Annotated in this window: 18 protein-coding genes; 12 read left to right on the top strand and 6 right to left on the bottom strand. The window is 37.3% G+C overall.

What is annotated here, in order from left to right:
- Positions 1–418 precede the first annotated feature (418 nt).
- From MOC86_RS11380 to MOC86_RS11370, 3 genes are all read left to right on the top strand, one after another.
- Positions 419–724, top strand: coding sequence for a hypothetical protein (locus MOC86_RS11380; protein WP_268584295.1), 306 nt, complete (start codon positions 419–421; stop codon positions 722–724).
- Positions 725–827: 103 nt separating this feature from the next.
- Positions 828–1,733, top strand: coding sequence for an ABC transporter ATP-binding protein (locus MOC86_RS11375; RefSeq protein WP_268584294.1), 906 nt, complete (start codon positions 828–830; stop codon positions 1,731–1,733).
- The gene (locus MOC86_RS11370; RefSeq protein WP_268584292.1) at positions 1,730–2,431 is read left to right on the top strand and encodes an ABC transporter permease; all 702 of its coding nucleotides are present in this window, start codon (positions 1,730–1,732) and stop codon (positions 2,429–2,431) included. The genes MOC86_RS11375 and MOC86_RS11370 overlap by 4 nt, the downstream gene beginning before the upstream one ends.
- Positions 2,432–2,470: 39 nt before the next feature.
- On the opposite strand, the gene lepB is transcribed toward MOC86_RS11370, so the two are convergent.
- A complete protein-coding gene (lepB, locus tag MOC86_RS11365) occupies positions 2,471–3,010 on the bottom strand; it encodes a signal peptidase I (RefSeq protein WP_268584291.1) in 540 nt (179 codons plus the stop codon).
- Between the two features lie 76 nt (positions 3,011–3,086).
- Here lepB and MOC86_RS11360 point away from each other — a divergent pair, with 76 nt between their 5' ends.
- The 3 genes from MOC86_RS11360 to MOC86_RS11350 all read left to right on the top strand — a co-directional run bounded on the left by MOC86_RS11360 (position 3,087) and on the right by MOC86_RS11350 (position 5,243).
- The gene (locus tag MOC86_RS11360) at positions 3,087–3,551 is read left to right on the top strand and encodes a GNAT family N-acetyltransferase (protein ID WP_268584290.1); all 465 of its coding nucleotides are present in this window, start codon (positions 3,087–3,089) and stop codon (positions 3,549–3,551) included.
- A 70-nt stretch (positions 3,552–3,621) separates the two neighbouring features.
- Positions 3,622–3,888, top strand: a complete 267-nt coding sequence (locus MOC86_RS11355; protein ID WP_268584288.1) for a GNAT family N-acetyltransferase — start codon at positions 3,622–3,624, stop codon at positions 3,886–3,888.
- A 17-nt stretch (positions 3,889–3,905) separates the two neighbouring features.
- Entirely contained in the window at positions 3,906–5,243 is a 1,338-nt protein-coding gene (locus MOC86_RS11350) for a CoA-disulfide reductase (RefSeq protein ID WP_268584287.1), read from the top strand.
- A gap of 60 nt (positions 5,244–5,303) precedes the next feature.
- On the opposite strand, the gene MOC86_RS11345 is transcribed toward MOC86_RS11350, so the two are convergent.
- Positions 5,304–6,038, bottom strand: coding sequence for a YdcF family protein (locus tag MOC86_RS11345; RefSeq protein ID WP_268584286.1), 735 nt, complete (start codon positions 6,036–6,038; stop codon positions 5,304–5,306).
- A 234-nt stretch (positions 6,039–6,272) separates the two neighbouring features.
- Between MOC86_RS11345 and MOC86_RS11340 the strand changes: the two genes are divergently transcribed.
- Together MOC86_RS11340 and MOC86_RS11335 are read left to right on the top strand one after the other, a co-directional pair.
- Positions 6,273–7,253 (top strand): ketoacyl-ACP synthase III, encoded by a 981-nt coding sequence (locus MOC86_RS11340; RefSeq protein ID WP_268584284.1) that lies wholly within the window; start codon positions 6,273–6,275, stop codon positions 7,251–7,253.
- 131 nt (positions 7,254–7,384) lie between these two features.
- Positions 7,385–8,140 (top strand): class I SAM-dependent methyltransferase, encoded by a 756-nt coding sequence (locus tag MOC86_RS11335; protein ID WP_268584283.1) that lies wholly within the window; start codon positions 7,385–7,387, stop codon positions 8,138–8,140.
- 142 nt (positions 8,141–8,282) lie between these two features.
- Here the strand turns inward: MOC86_RS11335 and modB are convergent, their stop codons facing one another.
- Both modB and modA read right to left on the bottom strand, forming a co-directional pair.
- On the bottom strand, positions 8,283–8,963 hold the full coding sequence (gene modB / locus MOC86_RS11330; RefSeq protein ID WP_268584282.1) for a molybdate ABC transporter permease subunit: 681 nt from the start codon (positions 8,961–8,963) through the stop codon (positions 8,283–8,285).
- Positions 8,944–9,741: a molybdate ABC transporter substrate-binding protein gene (modA, locus tag MOC86_RS11325; RefSeq protein WP_268584281.1), complete on the bottom strand. Its 798-nt coding sequence runs from the start codon at positions 9,739–9,741 to the stop codon at positions 8,944–8,946. Before modA ends, modB begins: the two co-directional genes overlap by 20 nt.
- A 133-nt stretch (positions 9,742–9,874) precedes the next feature.
- Here modA and MOC86_RS11320 point away from each other — a divergent pair, with 133 nt between their 5' ends.
- The 3 genes from MOC86_RS11320 to MOC86_RS11310 all read left to right on the top strand — a co-directional run bounded on the left by MOC86_RS11320 (position 9,875) and on the right by MOC86_RS11310 (position 11,590).
- Positions 9,875–10,789 (top strand): helix-turn-helix transcriptional regulator, encoded by a 915-nt coding sequence (locus MOC86_RS11320; RefSeq protein WP_268584280.1) that lies wholly within the window; start codon positions 9,875–9,877, stop codon positions 10,787–10,789.
- Positions 10,790–10,871: 82 nt separating this feature from the next.
- A complete protein-coding gene (locus tag MOC86_RS11315) occupies positions 10,872–11,282 on the top strand; it encodes a ClpX C4-type zinc finger protein (RefSeq protein ID WP_268584279.1) in 411 nt (136 codons plus the stop codon).
- Positions 11,283–11,371: 89 nt separating this feature from the next.
- Entirely contained in the window at positions 11,372–11,590 is a 219-nt protein-coding gene (locus MOC86_RS11310) for a hypothetical protein (RefSeq protein WP_268584278.1), read from the top strand.
- A 37-nt stretch (positions 11,591–11,627) separates the two neighbouring features.
- Here MOC86_RS11310 and clpP read toward each other — a convergent pair whose 3' ends face one another.
- The gene (clpP, locus tag MOC86_RS11305; protein ID WP_061804334.1) at positions 11,628–12,200 is read right to left on the bottom strand and encodes an ATP-dependent Clp endopeptidase proteolytic subunit ClpP; all 573 of its coding nucleotides are present in this window, start codon (positions 12,198–12,200) and stop codon (positions 11,628–11,630) included.
- Positions 12,201–12,218: 18 nt separating this feature from the next.
- Positions 12,219–12,830 (bottom strand): sigma factor-like helix-turn-helix DNA-binding protein, encoded by a 612-nt coding sequence (locus MOC86_RS11300; RefSeq protein WP_268584277.1) that lies wholly within the window; start codon positions 12,828–12,830, stop codon positions 12,219–12,221.
- Positions 12,831–13,062: 232 nt separating this feature from the next.
- Between MOC86_RS11300 and MOC86_RS11295 the strand changes: the two genes are divergently transcribed.
- Complete coding sequence (locus tag MOC86_RS11295) at positions 13,063–13,782, top strand: YebC/PmpR family DNA-binding transcriptional regulator (RefSeq protein WP_019394294.1); 720 nt, start codon at positions 13,063–13,065, stop codon at positions 13,780–13,782.
- Positions 13,783–13,821 lie beyond the last annotated feature (39 nt).

The following is a 13,821-nucleotide window of genomic DNA, read 5'->3' as shown; positions in this document are numbered from 1 at the left end:
AAGGAAAAAGAAAGTTCGTTTACATAAATATCTTATTTTGAAATACGAAAATGTGTACTTTTTAGCTAAACGTGTTCTAAATGCGTTTAGCTCTCTATATAACGCGGAATGTGGTAGAGGAAAGGAGATGATGGTATGCGGTTGAGATATATTTCTCTTGTGAAAGAGGTTTTTCAGTACATACAAAAGAAACCAACTCGTTATTAACAGATTGTCGGGAACATTTTCTTCGCTCATCTTTCTTTTCAACAAAAAGAACAAACAACTGGAAAATATAGTATAATGAAATAGAGAGATAGAAAATAAAGAGAAGATGGATTTGAAAGCATGTTGGATACACTTTAACTTATATGATAGAGAAAAGCTGATATTTTGGATCTAGCTCTCTTATATCGTTTATGAAAGGAGAAAGTCATTGATGGATGATAATTTTCTCGAATTTCTTGCAAATCTTCTTCCTCCCACATGGAGTAGAAAACCTCTGACAACAGAAGAGAAAATCAATGAAAACATAAAAAAACTTCGAAATGTTCCATGGTTTCAATCATTATTCGCTTCTTATATGGACATTTTTATCATGAATGATTATGTTCGATTTTCCATCGGTTTACAAAATGTAGAGAACTTATTAAAAAGTGAGCGAAAACAGAAAATATTTAAAGAAGATTTAGTTCATACTCTACAAAAAATTAGAATGTCACAGCAACGGAAGAAAAAACTGTAATCATCTAAGGATATACCCATTTCTATAATAACACTTTCATCTTTTTGGTTCTTGAATACTACGTGCGAAGTGGAAGTGAACATAAAGAGTAAGGTGTGTGGATATGGAACTTATACCTATAATGGAAGTGCGAAATATTACCAAGCACTATAAAAATAAAATAGTCTTAGAAAATGTTTCTTTCTCAATCTATGCAAATCAAATCATTGCACTTGTTGGAAAAAATGGGTCTGGTAAAAGTACTTTACTAAAAATTATAGGAGGATTAATCAAGTCAGACAGCGGGGAGTTGTACAAACCTGCATCTTCTTTAAAAATGGGGTATGTTCCTGAAATCACTCCTTCTCATATTCCGTTTACTATAGAAGAATATCTTACTCATATGGGAAAGATTAGGGGGATAGATAAACAACGCTTAAGACAGCGAATAGAGGGTTTACTAGAAACGTTTCATTTACAAGAAGATCGCCGAACAGCAATTGCCGCGTTATCTAAAGGAATGAAACAAAAGGTGATTATTATGCAGTCGATGATTGAGGAGACAGATTTTCTCTTATTAGACGAGCCCTTATCTGGACTGGATCCGAAGGCGCAAAATGATGTAGAAACGATTCTCTTGACTTTGAAACAAAGAGGAGTAAGTATTATTTTTACGTGTCATGAAACGAAATTACTAGAAAACCTAGTAGATAGACTCCTATGGATTAAGAATCACCAAATTGTTCAGAATAGTATTCCTCTTCATACTATCATCGGAGGAAATAAACTTGTTTTTCAAATCCTCGCGCAAACATCATTAAGAGAAGTACTTCCCCTTATGAAAATTCAACAACAGCGTTATTTGGGTTCTAATGCGAACGAGATAGAGGCTATTGTCAAGCCGGAAGATACAGACAAACTCTTAAGAGAACTTTTACAAAGGGAGGCCTCAATTAAGAAGCTGCTCCCTATAGAAAATAACAAGAATTTGTATAACTATTTTGAGAGGGGGGAGAATCGAAGACAATGAAGGGTTTATTACACTATCACTTACACAACTATTTAAGATCTCATCGATACATTCCTCCTCTTTCCCTTTACATCTTGTCTCTTGTCATAAATTATACATATACACCAAATCCGATATTAGACAGTTATTCATTTACGTCTTTACTTCTTTTCTTTATCATGGGATGGTTTACAGTCACCATATTTCATGCCGAAGATGAAGGACAAAAAAGGATCACAATGCTCCATTGCAAAAATCTAAGAAAATATTATCGGTCTTTATTTACAATGGGCATCCTTATTGGGCTTTGTCTCAGTCTTATTTCAGTAGTTTATCCAATTGTTTTTAACGCGTTTGGTGTAGAAACGCGAGGACTACATCTTATAATGGGTTTTTTGTCTCATTTTAGTTTATCCCTCTTAGCCCTTTCCCTTTCCGCTCTTTTTACAAGGGAACTTATCCAAAATCAAAGCAATACATGGTGGGGAGTTCTTGGTATTCTCGTTATATCTGTTGCCATCTCCACTTTGAAAGATACGATAGACGGATTTATCTGGTTGTTTCCACCTCTTCATTTCTCATTAGAAATCATGAGTTCAGAAGATAATATAAAGTCTATACCTGTCTTATTTTGGGGGCAGTTCAGTTGGATCTTTCTTTATACTTTTCTATTAATAGGGCTCTTTTTTGGGATAATGAAGCGTAAACATCCCTTGTAAAACAACAAGGAGAAAGCAAGATGCTTTCTCCTCAGAGGTTTAAAGCGGGCCTATTTCATTAAATGGCCAAAAGCGAAATACGGCTTGTCCCTGAATGCTTTTCATAGAAAGTAAACCGAAAATCCGGCTATCTTTGCTTATCGGACGATTATCGCCAAGAACAAATACATATCCTTCAGGCACTACTTTCTTACCTGTTTTTTCTTCTAAAGTAAAGTCTTCTGTCCAATGTTGGCTGATCGATTCTTGTTTGGCTACAGAATTTAAATAGTCTTCTGAATAGGCTTTTCCATTCACATATAGGGTATCACTTTTCATTTCTACCGTATCTCCAGGAAGGCCAATTACGCGTTTAATATAACGATCATCAGAGTCCGGAGCATCAAAGACGATGGTATCAAATCGATCTATATCACTCAGTTTACTCACAATCACACGATTATCATTTTGAATAGTTGGCATCATAGATTCTCCATGAACCGTGTATGGAGAAAAAATGAAGTTGCGTGCAATTAACGTAATCACAATAGCAAAGCCAAACACTTTAATCCAAGAGAAGATTTCTTTACGTTTTTTCACTAATTTCACATCCTTAAAGCAACAGATTCTTTATTATATTACCACAAATTCCATAGATAGGAAATGGAGAGGTAGGATGAAAGAACTAAATCTTGTGTTAATGACAGAAGAGGAGTTTCATATTTTTATAGAAAGAGAAGTTTCCCGCTACGCAGAAAGTCTCCGTAAATATAAAAGATTGCAAAGAGAAGAAGCATTGAAAAAAGCTCATCTTGAAATACAACGTCTTCTTCCTCATGGAATAAACACGCCCTTTCATACGTTTTATCGTTGTCGTAATGGGACTGAAGATGTTGGGACGCTTTGGATATATGCTGATAAGAAAAAGAAGCAGGCTTTTATTTATCAAATTACGATTTTTAGATGTTATCAAGGAAAAGGGTACGGGAAAGCTACATTAAAGGAAATAGAGAAGATTCTTAGAAAACAAAAAATCGACACCATCTCGCTGAACGTCTTTTATGAAAACCAGCGGGCTTACCACCTTTATAAAGAAATGGGATTTAAAACAGTCAGTATGACGATGAAGAAACAATTATGAAATAAAGGATGAAAACAGGATAGAAAAGGGTATAAGAATAATAAGAAATGTGTAAAGGAGAGATTTTAAAATGGATATCAAACAAAACGAAGAATCTTTTTATATTGGTGAGGAAGAAGGAAAAAAAGCAGAACTACATTTTACAATAGAGGGAGACATCATTGTGGTAGACCACACTTTTGTGTCAGATGAGCTAAGAGGTCAGGGAGTGGCAGGAAAACTGCTCCATCAAGTTGTGGAAATGGCTCGAGAGCAAAACAAAAAAATTACACCAACGTGTTCTTACGCTAAGCAAAAGCTGCAAGATACAAAAGAGTATCATGATGTCCTGTCATAAAAAAAGGGGGAAATAAAATGAAATATATGATTATCGGTGGAGATGCAGCGGGAATGAGTGCTGCGATGCAAATTGTCCGCAACGATCAAGAGGCAGAGGTCATTACCCTTGAAAAAGGAGAGATTTACTCTTATGGCCAATGTGGTCTTCCTTATGTGATTGGTGGAAAAATTTCATCAACAAATGACTTGATTGTACGCAGTGCTGATACGTTTCGAGAGAAATATGGCATTAACGCTTATACACATACAGAAGTCAAAAAGGTAGACGAAAAAGAGAAAAAGGTTTATGGCATACATACAAAAACAGGAGAAGGGTTTTTCCACTCTTATGATAAACTGCTCATTGCGACAGGAGCCAGTCCAAATCAACCTGATTGGCCTGGCGTAGAGCTAGGGCATGTTCATCTGCTAAAAACGATTCCAGATGCCAAAAAGATTCAAGAAAGCCTTCAAGATGAGATTCAAAACGTCACCATTGTAGGTGGAGGTTATATTGGGCTTGAAATGGCTGAGAACTTTCTCGAACTAGGAAAAAAAGTACGCATTATCCAACGAGGAGGACAGCTTGCTTCTCTGTTTGATGAAGAGATGGCTGCGCATATCCATGAAGAGGCAAAGCGAAAAGGGATCGAGATTTGCTTAGAAGAAGATGTAGAAGCACTGATTGGGGAAGAGAACGTGCGGGAAATTCACACCAATAAGGGTACGTATGAAACAGATCTTGTGCTGCTCGCAACAGGGGTTCATCCTAATACGCGCTTTCTAGAAGGAAGCGGTATAAAGGTGGGAATAAAGGGAGCCATTGAAGTGAATGCCTATATGGAAACGAACGTAAAAGATATTTATGCAGCAGGCGACTGTGCTCTTCACTATCATCGTATTAAACAGAAAAATGACTATGTTCCGCTTGGCACAACAGCAAATAAACAAGGAAGAATAGCAGGACTAAATATGTTAGAGAAAGGTGTTCCTTTTCAAGGGATTGTAGGTTCTTCGATTATTCAATTTCTCGAGCTCACGCTTGGGAGAACCGGTTTAACCGAAAAGGAAGCAAAAGAGCTTCACTTCCCATATGAGGTGATTTCTTTCCAAACTAAAAACCATGCAGGGTACTATCCACAAGCAGAGGACCTTTATCTCAAACTTCTTTATCAAAAAGATAGCGGCCTGCTTTTAGGAGGACAAATCATCGGAAAGCAAGGAGTAGATAAACGGGTAGATGTGCTCGCTACCGCTCTTTATCACAAAATGACTGTTCATGAACTTGAAGATTTAGATTTAAGCTATTCTCCGCCTTACAATAGCGTATGGGATCCGATTCAACAGGCAGTAAAAAGGCGATCACCGAAATAGAGAGGGAGTAAAGGACCATAAAAAGAGGAAGAGACCATACAGGTCTCTTCCTCTTTTTGCTTAACTTGCAAGCATGCCTACATATTCTTTCAGTGCTTTATATGTTGAAGTAATCATCGCAGGAGAAAACTGATTTGGATATACTTCTGTTTTCTGATTTGATGAATAGTCTGTCGGATATGGTTCTACTGTAAGGCCAACGTTATGAAAATGTTTGACAGCACGCGGCATATGATAAGCAGATGTGACGAGAATCGGTTTTTGAAAATGCTCTTTTTTTAATAACTCTTTTGTATATTTCGCATTTTCTTCTGTGTTGCGACTTTTCGTTTCTATGAAAATGGCATCTTGTTCAATGCCTAAACTGATTAGCTGACGTTTCGCAATATCTGCTTCACTGCCGTTATCAGGATAAACGGTGCCTCCAGAAACAACAATAGGCAATCCTGTTTGATTATGTAGTCGAGCCGCTGTTAATAAGCGGTTTGCTGCACTTCCGTAGAGATGACCTTTGCCATCAACATCAGGAGTATCAAAGGTTGCCCCACCTCCAAGCATAACAATTACATCTCCTGACACTTCTTTTGGAGGAGTATATTGTTTCTCTAGCGTGTGAATTAAAAAGTGTCCTGTAAAAGGAATAAAGAAAAGATAGAGCAAGAAAGATAACAAAAGAAAGCAACGAGCTAGCACTTTATCCCGTCGATACGCAAATAAACCAAGTAAAAGTGTTCCTGTAACAAATAAACCAGGAGGAAGCACAAACCCATATAAAAATTTAATAATATAAATCATTCCAATATCCGCCTTTATTTCAAAAGTCTTGATGCCGCTTCTATTATAGCGCATTTTTTCTCTCAGATTAGGGTCATTTGAAATTTTAACAAACCTTTTACAGAGGAATAAACACCAGGAAAAGCGTTTTTGTAATTTCTATCAAATATAAAAATAAGAAAAAATTGACACAATTAATACTAGGTACTAATATAAAGTAATAAAATCTAGTCCTATTATAGGGGGAATTAAATTATGAAATCAACAGCAAAAATCACAGCCATTGGGCACTATTTACCACAACGCATTTTATCGAATGAAGATTTAGAAAAAATGATGGATACAAGTGATGAATGGATTGTGCAGCGAACAGGGATGAAAGAAAGACATATTGCAGGAGAAGAAGAATTTTCTTCTGATTTGGCGATTAAGGCAATTGAAAATTTGATTCATCAATATGACAAAACAGTAGAAAATGTAGATTTGATTATCGTTGCTACCACAACTGCGGACTATGCTTTTCCAAGCGTAGCATGCCGCATTCAACACTATTTTGATATTAAAGAGACCGGTGCTTTTGATTTGAACGCGACATGTGCTGGTTTTACTTATGGGCTTCATCTTGCCAACAGTCTTATCACATCAGGACTTCATAAAAAGATACTTGTTGTGGCTTCTGAAACGCTGTCTAAAGTAACGAATTATGAGGATCGTTCAACAGCTGTTTTATTCGGTGATGGAGCAGCAGCTTTCCTTGTGGAATATAATGAAGAAAACCCAAGCTTTATCAGTGTACATATGGGCACAAGAGGAGAAGGCGGCATACACCTTTATCGTAAAACATTCGCTGATAAAATTGATGGAGCTTCCCTTGATCCAAGCGGAAAAATGGTCCAAAACGGACGAGAAGTGTACAAATGGGCTACACGTACAGTGCCTAAAGGAATGGAAACGTTACTAGAAAAAGGGGAAATGACAAAACAAGACTTAGACTGGTTTATTCCTCATAGTGCCAATCTCCGAATGATTGAGTCTATTTGTGAGAAAGTGGACTTTCCCGTTGACAAAACGCTAACAAGTGTAGAAAAATGCGGAAATACTTCATCTGTTTCTATTCCACTTGCCATTCAACTTGGTGTTCAAGAAGGAAAAGTGAAAAAGGGAGATCATCTGCTTCTGTATGGATTCGGAGGAGGATTAACACATCTCGGTCTTCTGATTCAATGGGGCATTTAAACATTTTAAGGCTTGTTGTTTATAATATACAGGGATTTCCTTCCTTTTTTATACTAATATTCAAAAGATAGATCTTTTGACCAAATGAGCAGAGTGCTTAAAAGGATGATAGATAAAGGAGGGGATGTAAAATGAAACAAAATGTAGGCACCAAAGAAGCGATTAAAAGATGGGAGGCATTCGCAGATACCTATTCAAAAAAACATAGGGAACAAGGAGACCTTCATAAAGAAGTCTTTTTAAACCCAACTTTATTTTCACTTATGGGGAATGTAAAAAACAAAAAAGTTTTAGATGCAGGGTGTGGTGAAGGGTATTTAAGCAGGATTTTATCCAAGTCTGGTGCCACTGTAACAGCAGTAGATTATACTCCAAGAATGATAGAAATTGCGAAAGAAAGAACTCCACATGATTTGGTAATTGATTATAAACTAGGTAATTGCGAAGACTTAAATACTCTAGGTGATAAAAGTTTCAATTTAATAGTGTCCAATATGGTTATTCAAGATCTTGCTAATTATGAAAAAGCATTTCAAGAAATGTATCGGTTATTAGTAGATGGAGGCCATTTTATTTTTTCGATATTACATCCTTGTTTCGTTACTCCTGAATGTGGTTGGGAAAAAACAGAAAGTGGAGAAAAGTTGCATTGGAACGTAGATCAATATTTTTATGAAGGTGTGTATGAACAAGGTTTAGGTGATAAAGAAAAAATGCTGTTCTTTCATAGAACGTTGACAAGTTATATCAACACTTTAATCAAAACGGGTTTTGTTTTAGAAAGCATTGTAGAACCTATCCCGTCAAAAGAAATGCTAAAAAAATACCCTTCATTTGAAGAAGATTTTAGATGTGCTGACTTTATAGTGTTTAAATTAAAAAAATAAACCAATGACCATATAAATCGTTCAACGAACGGGTCACTTTAGCTCAATCACGATTGTAGCCATTTCCTTGTTGGATATGGCTTTTTTATATTTATCGTAAGAACTTCACCATTATAAAAAAGGAGTCGAAATGGACTCCTTTTTAATGACTTTTTCGTTGAACCATCCATAACATCATAAATGAAATGATGATAATCGTTCCTACCCAACACCAGGCAAGCGTCATGTTACCAGAATCTAACGCAACATAAATGGCCGTTGGAATCGTTTGTGTCACTCCCGGAATATTTCCTGCAAACATAAGGGTTGCTCCAAACTCTCCAAGAGCCCGGCAAAAACTTAAAATCCCTCCGGAAATCAATGCGTTTTTAGCGAGAGGAAGGGTAATATAGAGAAAGACTTTCCACTCCGATGCTCCGTCCATGCGAGCTGCTTCCTCAATAGAAGCCTCAATACTTGCAAACCCAACTTTTGCAGACTGATACATAAGAGGAAAAGCGACAACGACAGAAGCGATAACGGCTGCCCACGGAGTAAAAATTAACGATTGACCAAAAAATGACTGAATGGCTTCTCCTATGAAACTATGCTTACCAAAGATGATGATTAAAAGAAATCCAACAACGGTTGGAGGCAAAACAAGGGGAAGCATTAAGGCTGTTTCAACAAGCGCTTTTCCACGAAAGGACCTTCGTGCAAGTCCTCGCCCTGCAAGTATTCCGGCCACTAATACAACGATCCATGCGACAATGGCTACTTCTAGAGAAAGAGAAATAGGGGTCCAAAATTCAGAGAATGTAAGGTTACTTAGCTGTGAATCCATATTCTTTTAACACATTCATAGCTTCTTTCCCTTGAAGATAGTCATAAAAAGCATGAGCTTCCTTCTCATGATTGGAATCCTTAATGACTCCAACAGGGTAAACGATTGGATCATGGGACGTTTCTTTCGCTGTATCGATAATTTTTACTTTATCAGATACAAGAGCATCTGTTTTATAAACAATTCCTGCTTCAACATTTCCTGTTTCTACATAGGAAAGCACTTGGCGCACATCTTTTGCGTAAACGACTTTTGATTTAACATCTTTCCATAGTGATAACTTTTCAAGTGTTTGCTTTCCATATTCTCCAGCTGGCACCGTTTCAGGCGTTCCAAGCGCAATCTTTTCGATCTTTTGGTTATGTAAATCTTCAAAACTAGTAAGAGAAGAAGTCTTTGATGCAATAAGAACAAGACTGTTTTGGATGAGGTCTGTACCATCTTCTTTATTAATCTCTCCCTCTTTCACAAGTTCATCAAATTTGTCTTCTGCTGCTGAAAAAAAGAGATCAACAGGGGCCCCTTGAGAAATTTGTTGCTGCAGCGTCCCAGAGCCGCCAAAGTTAAATTTAAGATCAACATGAGGATGTTCTTTTTCATAATTTTTCTCAATATCCCCTAGGGCGTCTTTTAAGCTTGCTGCCGCTGATACGGTTAGCGTTATATCTTCTTGCTTACTTTCACTGTCTCCGGATGCTTTTTGTTCTGAATTTCCACACGCACTCATGAGGAGTGTGCCGCATAATACAGCAGATAGTGCCATTGCCTTCTTTTTCATTTCATCTTTCCCCTTTATTTTATTTTTAGTTATAATTAGATATAACTAATTATAACTGATTATAATATATAAGGGTCTTTGCATTCATCCTTTTTTTGCAAGAAAGAGAAGATTATACTATAGAAGAGGTGATATGATGAGCACGACTTCTTACACAATCGAAGAACTCGCATCGATTTTAAAAGTGTCAAAGTTGACCGTTTATGACTTAATAAAAAAAGGAACTCTTCCGGCTTACCGTGTTGGACGACAAATGCGCGTAGACGAAGAAGATTTAACAGACTATAAAAATCAAACCAAAAATGTTGTTACATCTCAAAAGCAAGAGAAAAAACAAAAAACACGCCCTGTTGTCATTAGTGGCCAAGACGTTTCGCTTGATCTGTTAAGTAAAAGTTTAGAAGGGGAACTAAGTCAAACGCCGCTTCGTCTTTATAATGGCAGTTTAAACAGTTTAATAGATTTATATCATGGAAAATGTGATATTGTGAGTCTTCATTTATATGATGGGGAAAGTGATACATATAATCTTCCATATGTGAAGCGTCTTCTTGTCAGTGATGCTTATGTGGTGATTCATCTTGTGAAACGAACAGCAGGATTGTATGCGCAAAAAGGCAATCCTCATAATATTCAATGTTTTAAAGATATAGCCGAAAAAGATATTAAGATAGTAAACCGAGAACGAGGGGCAGGGGCACGTGTCCTTTTAGACGAAAAGTTAAAACAACTAGGGCTTTCAGCGTCTCACATTAGCGGGTATCATAACATTGTTACTACTCATCTTGCCGCAGCCTCCGCTGTCTCAAGCGGAAAAGCAGATGTTGGAATTGGGATTGAAAATGTGGCACGAATGAGTGATGTCGAGTTTATTCCCCTAATTGAGGAACAATATGACTTAGTGTTGTTAAAAAATGAGCGAACAGAAGAAATTATTGCATCTATTAAAAAAATACTCTCTTCAGAATCCTTTCAACAGCAGCTTCTTTCTCTTAATGGATATAAGACAGATCAGACGGGAGAAGTCTTGTATGAATCCCTTCTATAAAAAGGGGATATTTAGCAAATTGACGAATAACTCCTTGTAAAGATGTGTACAAATGTATACATACCGAAAAGGAGGAAACACAATGGACCAAGATTTCCGTAAAAAAACGTTTCGAGGTGCAAAGATTGAAGATATGATTTTAGAATTGGAAAATTTAAGTGCTATATGTGAAGAAAAATCGCAAAAGAGTGAGGAAATGGAGAGGCAGCGTTTTTACGAAGGAATGGCCGTAGCGTATACGACGTTAACTGTAAAGCTCAAAGGAGAATTCGATTATATTGAACCTGTTGTTATTGACGAACTATATAAAGCAATGGAAAAAACATCTCAACAGAGGGAACAAAATAAAACCGATGTGAGCGAAACCTGCTCGTTTTGCCGAAGAAGTAAAGAGGAAGTTGGTGAACTTGCAATGGGGCCTGGTGTATCTATTTGTAAGAACTGTTTAGAGTTTGGAGTAGAAGTGCTGAACGCGCCTACACCAAATTCTTAATGCTTTGAGACTCCATAATTCTTCTTGTAGAATTTTCACATGTGACAACCTCTCCTTTACATATCGTGTAAAGAGACGAGGTGAGGAAGATGCGAGCAAAGGCGAATCATATTGTGATTTATACGATAGAAGCTTCTACAATTAAAAAGATTGTTGTGGTAGATCTTTTCTTTGGTACAGGGATTTACTATGCGGCAAAAATTATTTCTGCAAGCGTTATGATTGGGATGATTAGTAGTATAGCGGGAACAGAAGGGGTCAAAAGATTTCAAAAAAGAAAAAATAGAGAGAGAATATTAGTCAAATAAAAACCAAGACGGGAAGATTCTCGTCTTGGTTTTCGTTTTAAATAATTTCATCAATCACCCCATAGTTTTTCGCTTCTTCCGCGCTTAGGAAGTAATCACGGTCCGTATCTTGCACAACTTTATCATAAGGCTGTCCTGTGCGGTCTGCAATAATACGATTAATGTGTTCTTTTAATTTAAGGATCCGCTTTGCTGAAATTTCAATTTCAGTGGCTTGACCGCGCGCCCCTCCAAGCGGCTGATGAAGCATTATTTCACTATTTGGCAGAGCAAATCGTTTTCCTTTCGCTCCTCCGAGTAGTAAAAGAGCTCCAAACGAAGCGGCCATTCCTGTACAAATGGTGCGGACATCTGGTTGAATATGCTGCATTGTATCAAAAATAGCAAATCCCGCTGAGACTGATCCACCTGGACTGTTAATATAAAGAGAAATATCTTTTTCGGCATCATCCGCTGTTAAAAAGAGCAGTTGTGCCACAATGCTGTTAGCCATTGAATCATTAATTTCGTTGCTCACCATAATAATGCGATCTTTTAAAAGGCGTGAATAAATGTCATATGAACGTTCACCAGATGCTGATTGTTCAATTACATATGGAATATGATTCATGCTTAACCCTCCTTTTTCTTATGACGCGATGTTGAGAGAACTGTAAGAGCAGAATACCAGATGAGCCATTGGTTCGAATGCCTTTTTTTGTTTCAGGAAAGAAAGTAAAGGTGCAGGATCTTCCCTTTGAATACTCTTTGAAATAGCATTTACAAGTTCTTGATTGTTGATTTTTTCTTCTTCGTTTTCTCCGCGAAGTTTTGTTCGTGCCCGTTTTAAAAGGGCTTTAACCCCAGGTTCTGTCATTTCAAGAATCGAGGAGATTTCACTGATTTTATATTGAAAAGCTTCTTTTAAAGTGAGTATTACTGCTTGTTTGGGCGTGAGTGAATGTAAAAGAGCCTCAACTTCTTCCTGCCGGCTTTCTTTTGTTAAGGTATGGTGATCTGTTTCACCAACTGTTTCTCGACTTCTTTTACGCTTTTCATCTATCCATTTATGATAGGCTATTTTCTTTAATAAAGCAGGGGTAAGAGACCCGTAGTTTTGCATCGCTTTTAACATCGTTTCTTGTGCTAAATCTTCTCCATCCCATTTATCTCCTGAAAGGAAACAACAGTAAGGAAGAAGGCCTTTATAAAGCTTTTGTACCTCAATTTCTTCCTCGTTTCTTTTGTTTGGCTCTAACATGGATTTTAATCCTCCTTTTAAGTTCTCTCTCTTTTAAAACGAATGAAACGGTGAAAAAGATATGGGGACTTCATTTATATATAAAATCATTTTGTTCTTTATCTTATCAAAAACAGGGAATTTGAGGTATAATGAAGAAGGTACAAAGGTGACAACCCTTCATTATAGTGGATTTTTGTCATCTTTAAGCGTATAATACATATCGATTTAAAGTTGAAAGCGAGTGTTCATAATGGGACGTAAATGGAACAATATTAAAGAAAAGAAAGCATCAAAAGACGCGAAAACAAGCCGAGTTTATGCTAAATTTGGTCGCGAAATCTACGTGGCGGCGAAAAGTGGAGAGCCTGATCCAGAGGCAAACCAAACGCTAAAGTTTGTGCTTGAGCGCGCTAAAACATATAACGTGCCAAAAGCGATTATTGATCGCGCAATCGAAAAAGCAAAAGGCGGCGGTGAAGAAAACTATGACCAACTTCGCTATGAAGGATTTGGTGTAAACGGATCAATGGTGATCGTTGATGCGTTAACAAACAACGTCAATCGTACCGCTTCTGACGTACGTGCGGCATTCGGGAAAAACGGCGGAAACATGGGTGTGAGCGGTTCTGTTGCTTACATGTTTGACCCAACAGGCGTAATTGGTCTTGAAGGCAAAAATGAAGAAGAAGTGCTTGAAATTTTAATGGAAGCAGATGTTGACGCACGCGACATTCTAGAAGAAGACGAAGCCGTGATCATTTATACAGAACCAGATGAGTTTCAAGCTGCTCAAGAAGCCCTTCGTACTGCAGGTGTAGAAGACTTTACAGTGGCAGAGCTTACAATGCTTCCTCAAACTGAAGTGACACTTTCTGAAGAAGACCAAGCTTTATTTGAAAAAATGGTGGATGCACTAGAAGATTTAGAAGACGTACAACAAGTGTATCACAATGTGGATCTAGGTGAATAATCTAAGATAAGTTATGGGACTAAGCCTCACTTCTTGTAT

The organism is Priestia endophytica, assembly GCF_026790145.1.
GTDB lineage: Bacteria > Bacillota > Bacilli > Bacillales > Bacillaceae_H > Bacillus_I > Bacillus_I endophytica_A.
Note: the sequence above shows the minus strand (reverse complement) of the source record. Positions and strands in the feature narration are given on the sequence as shown.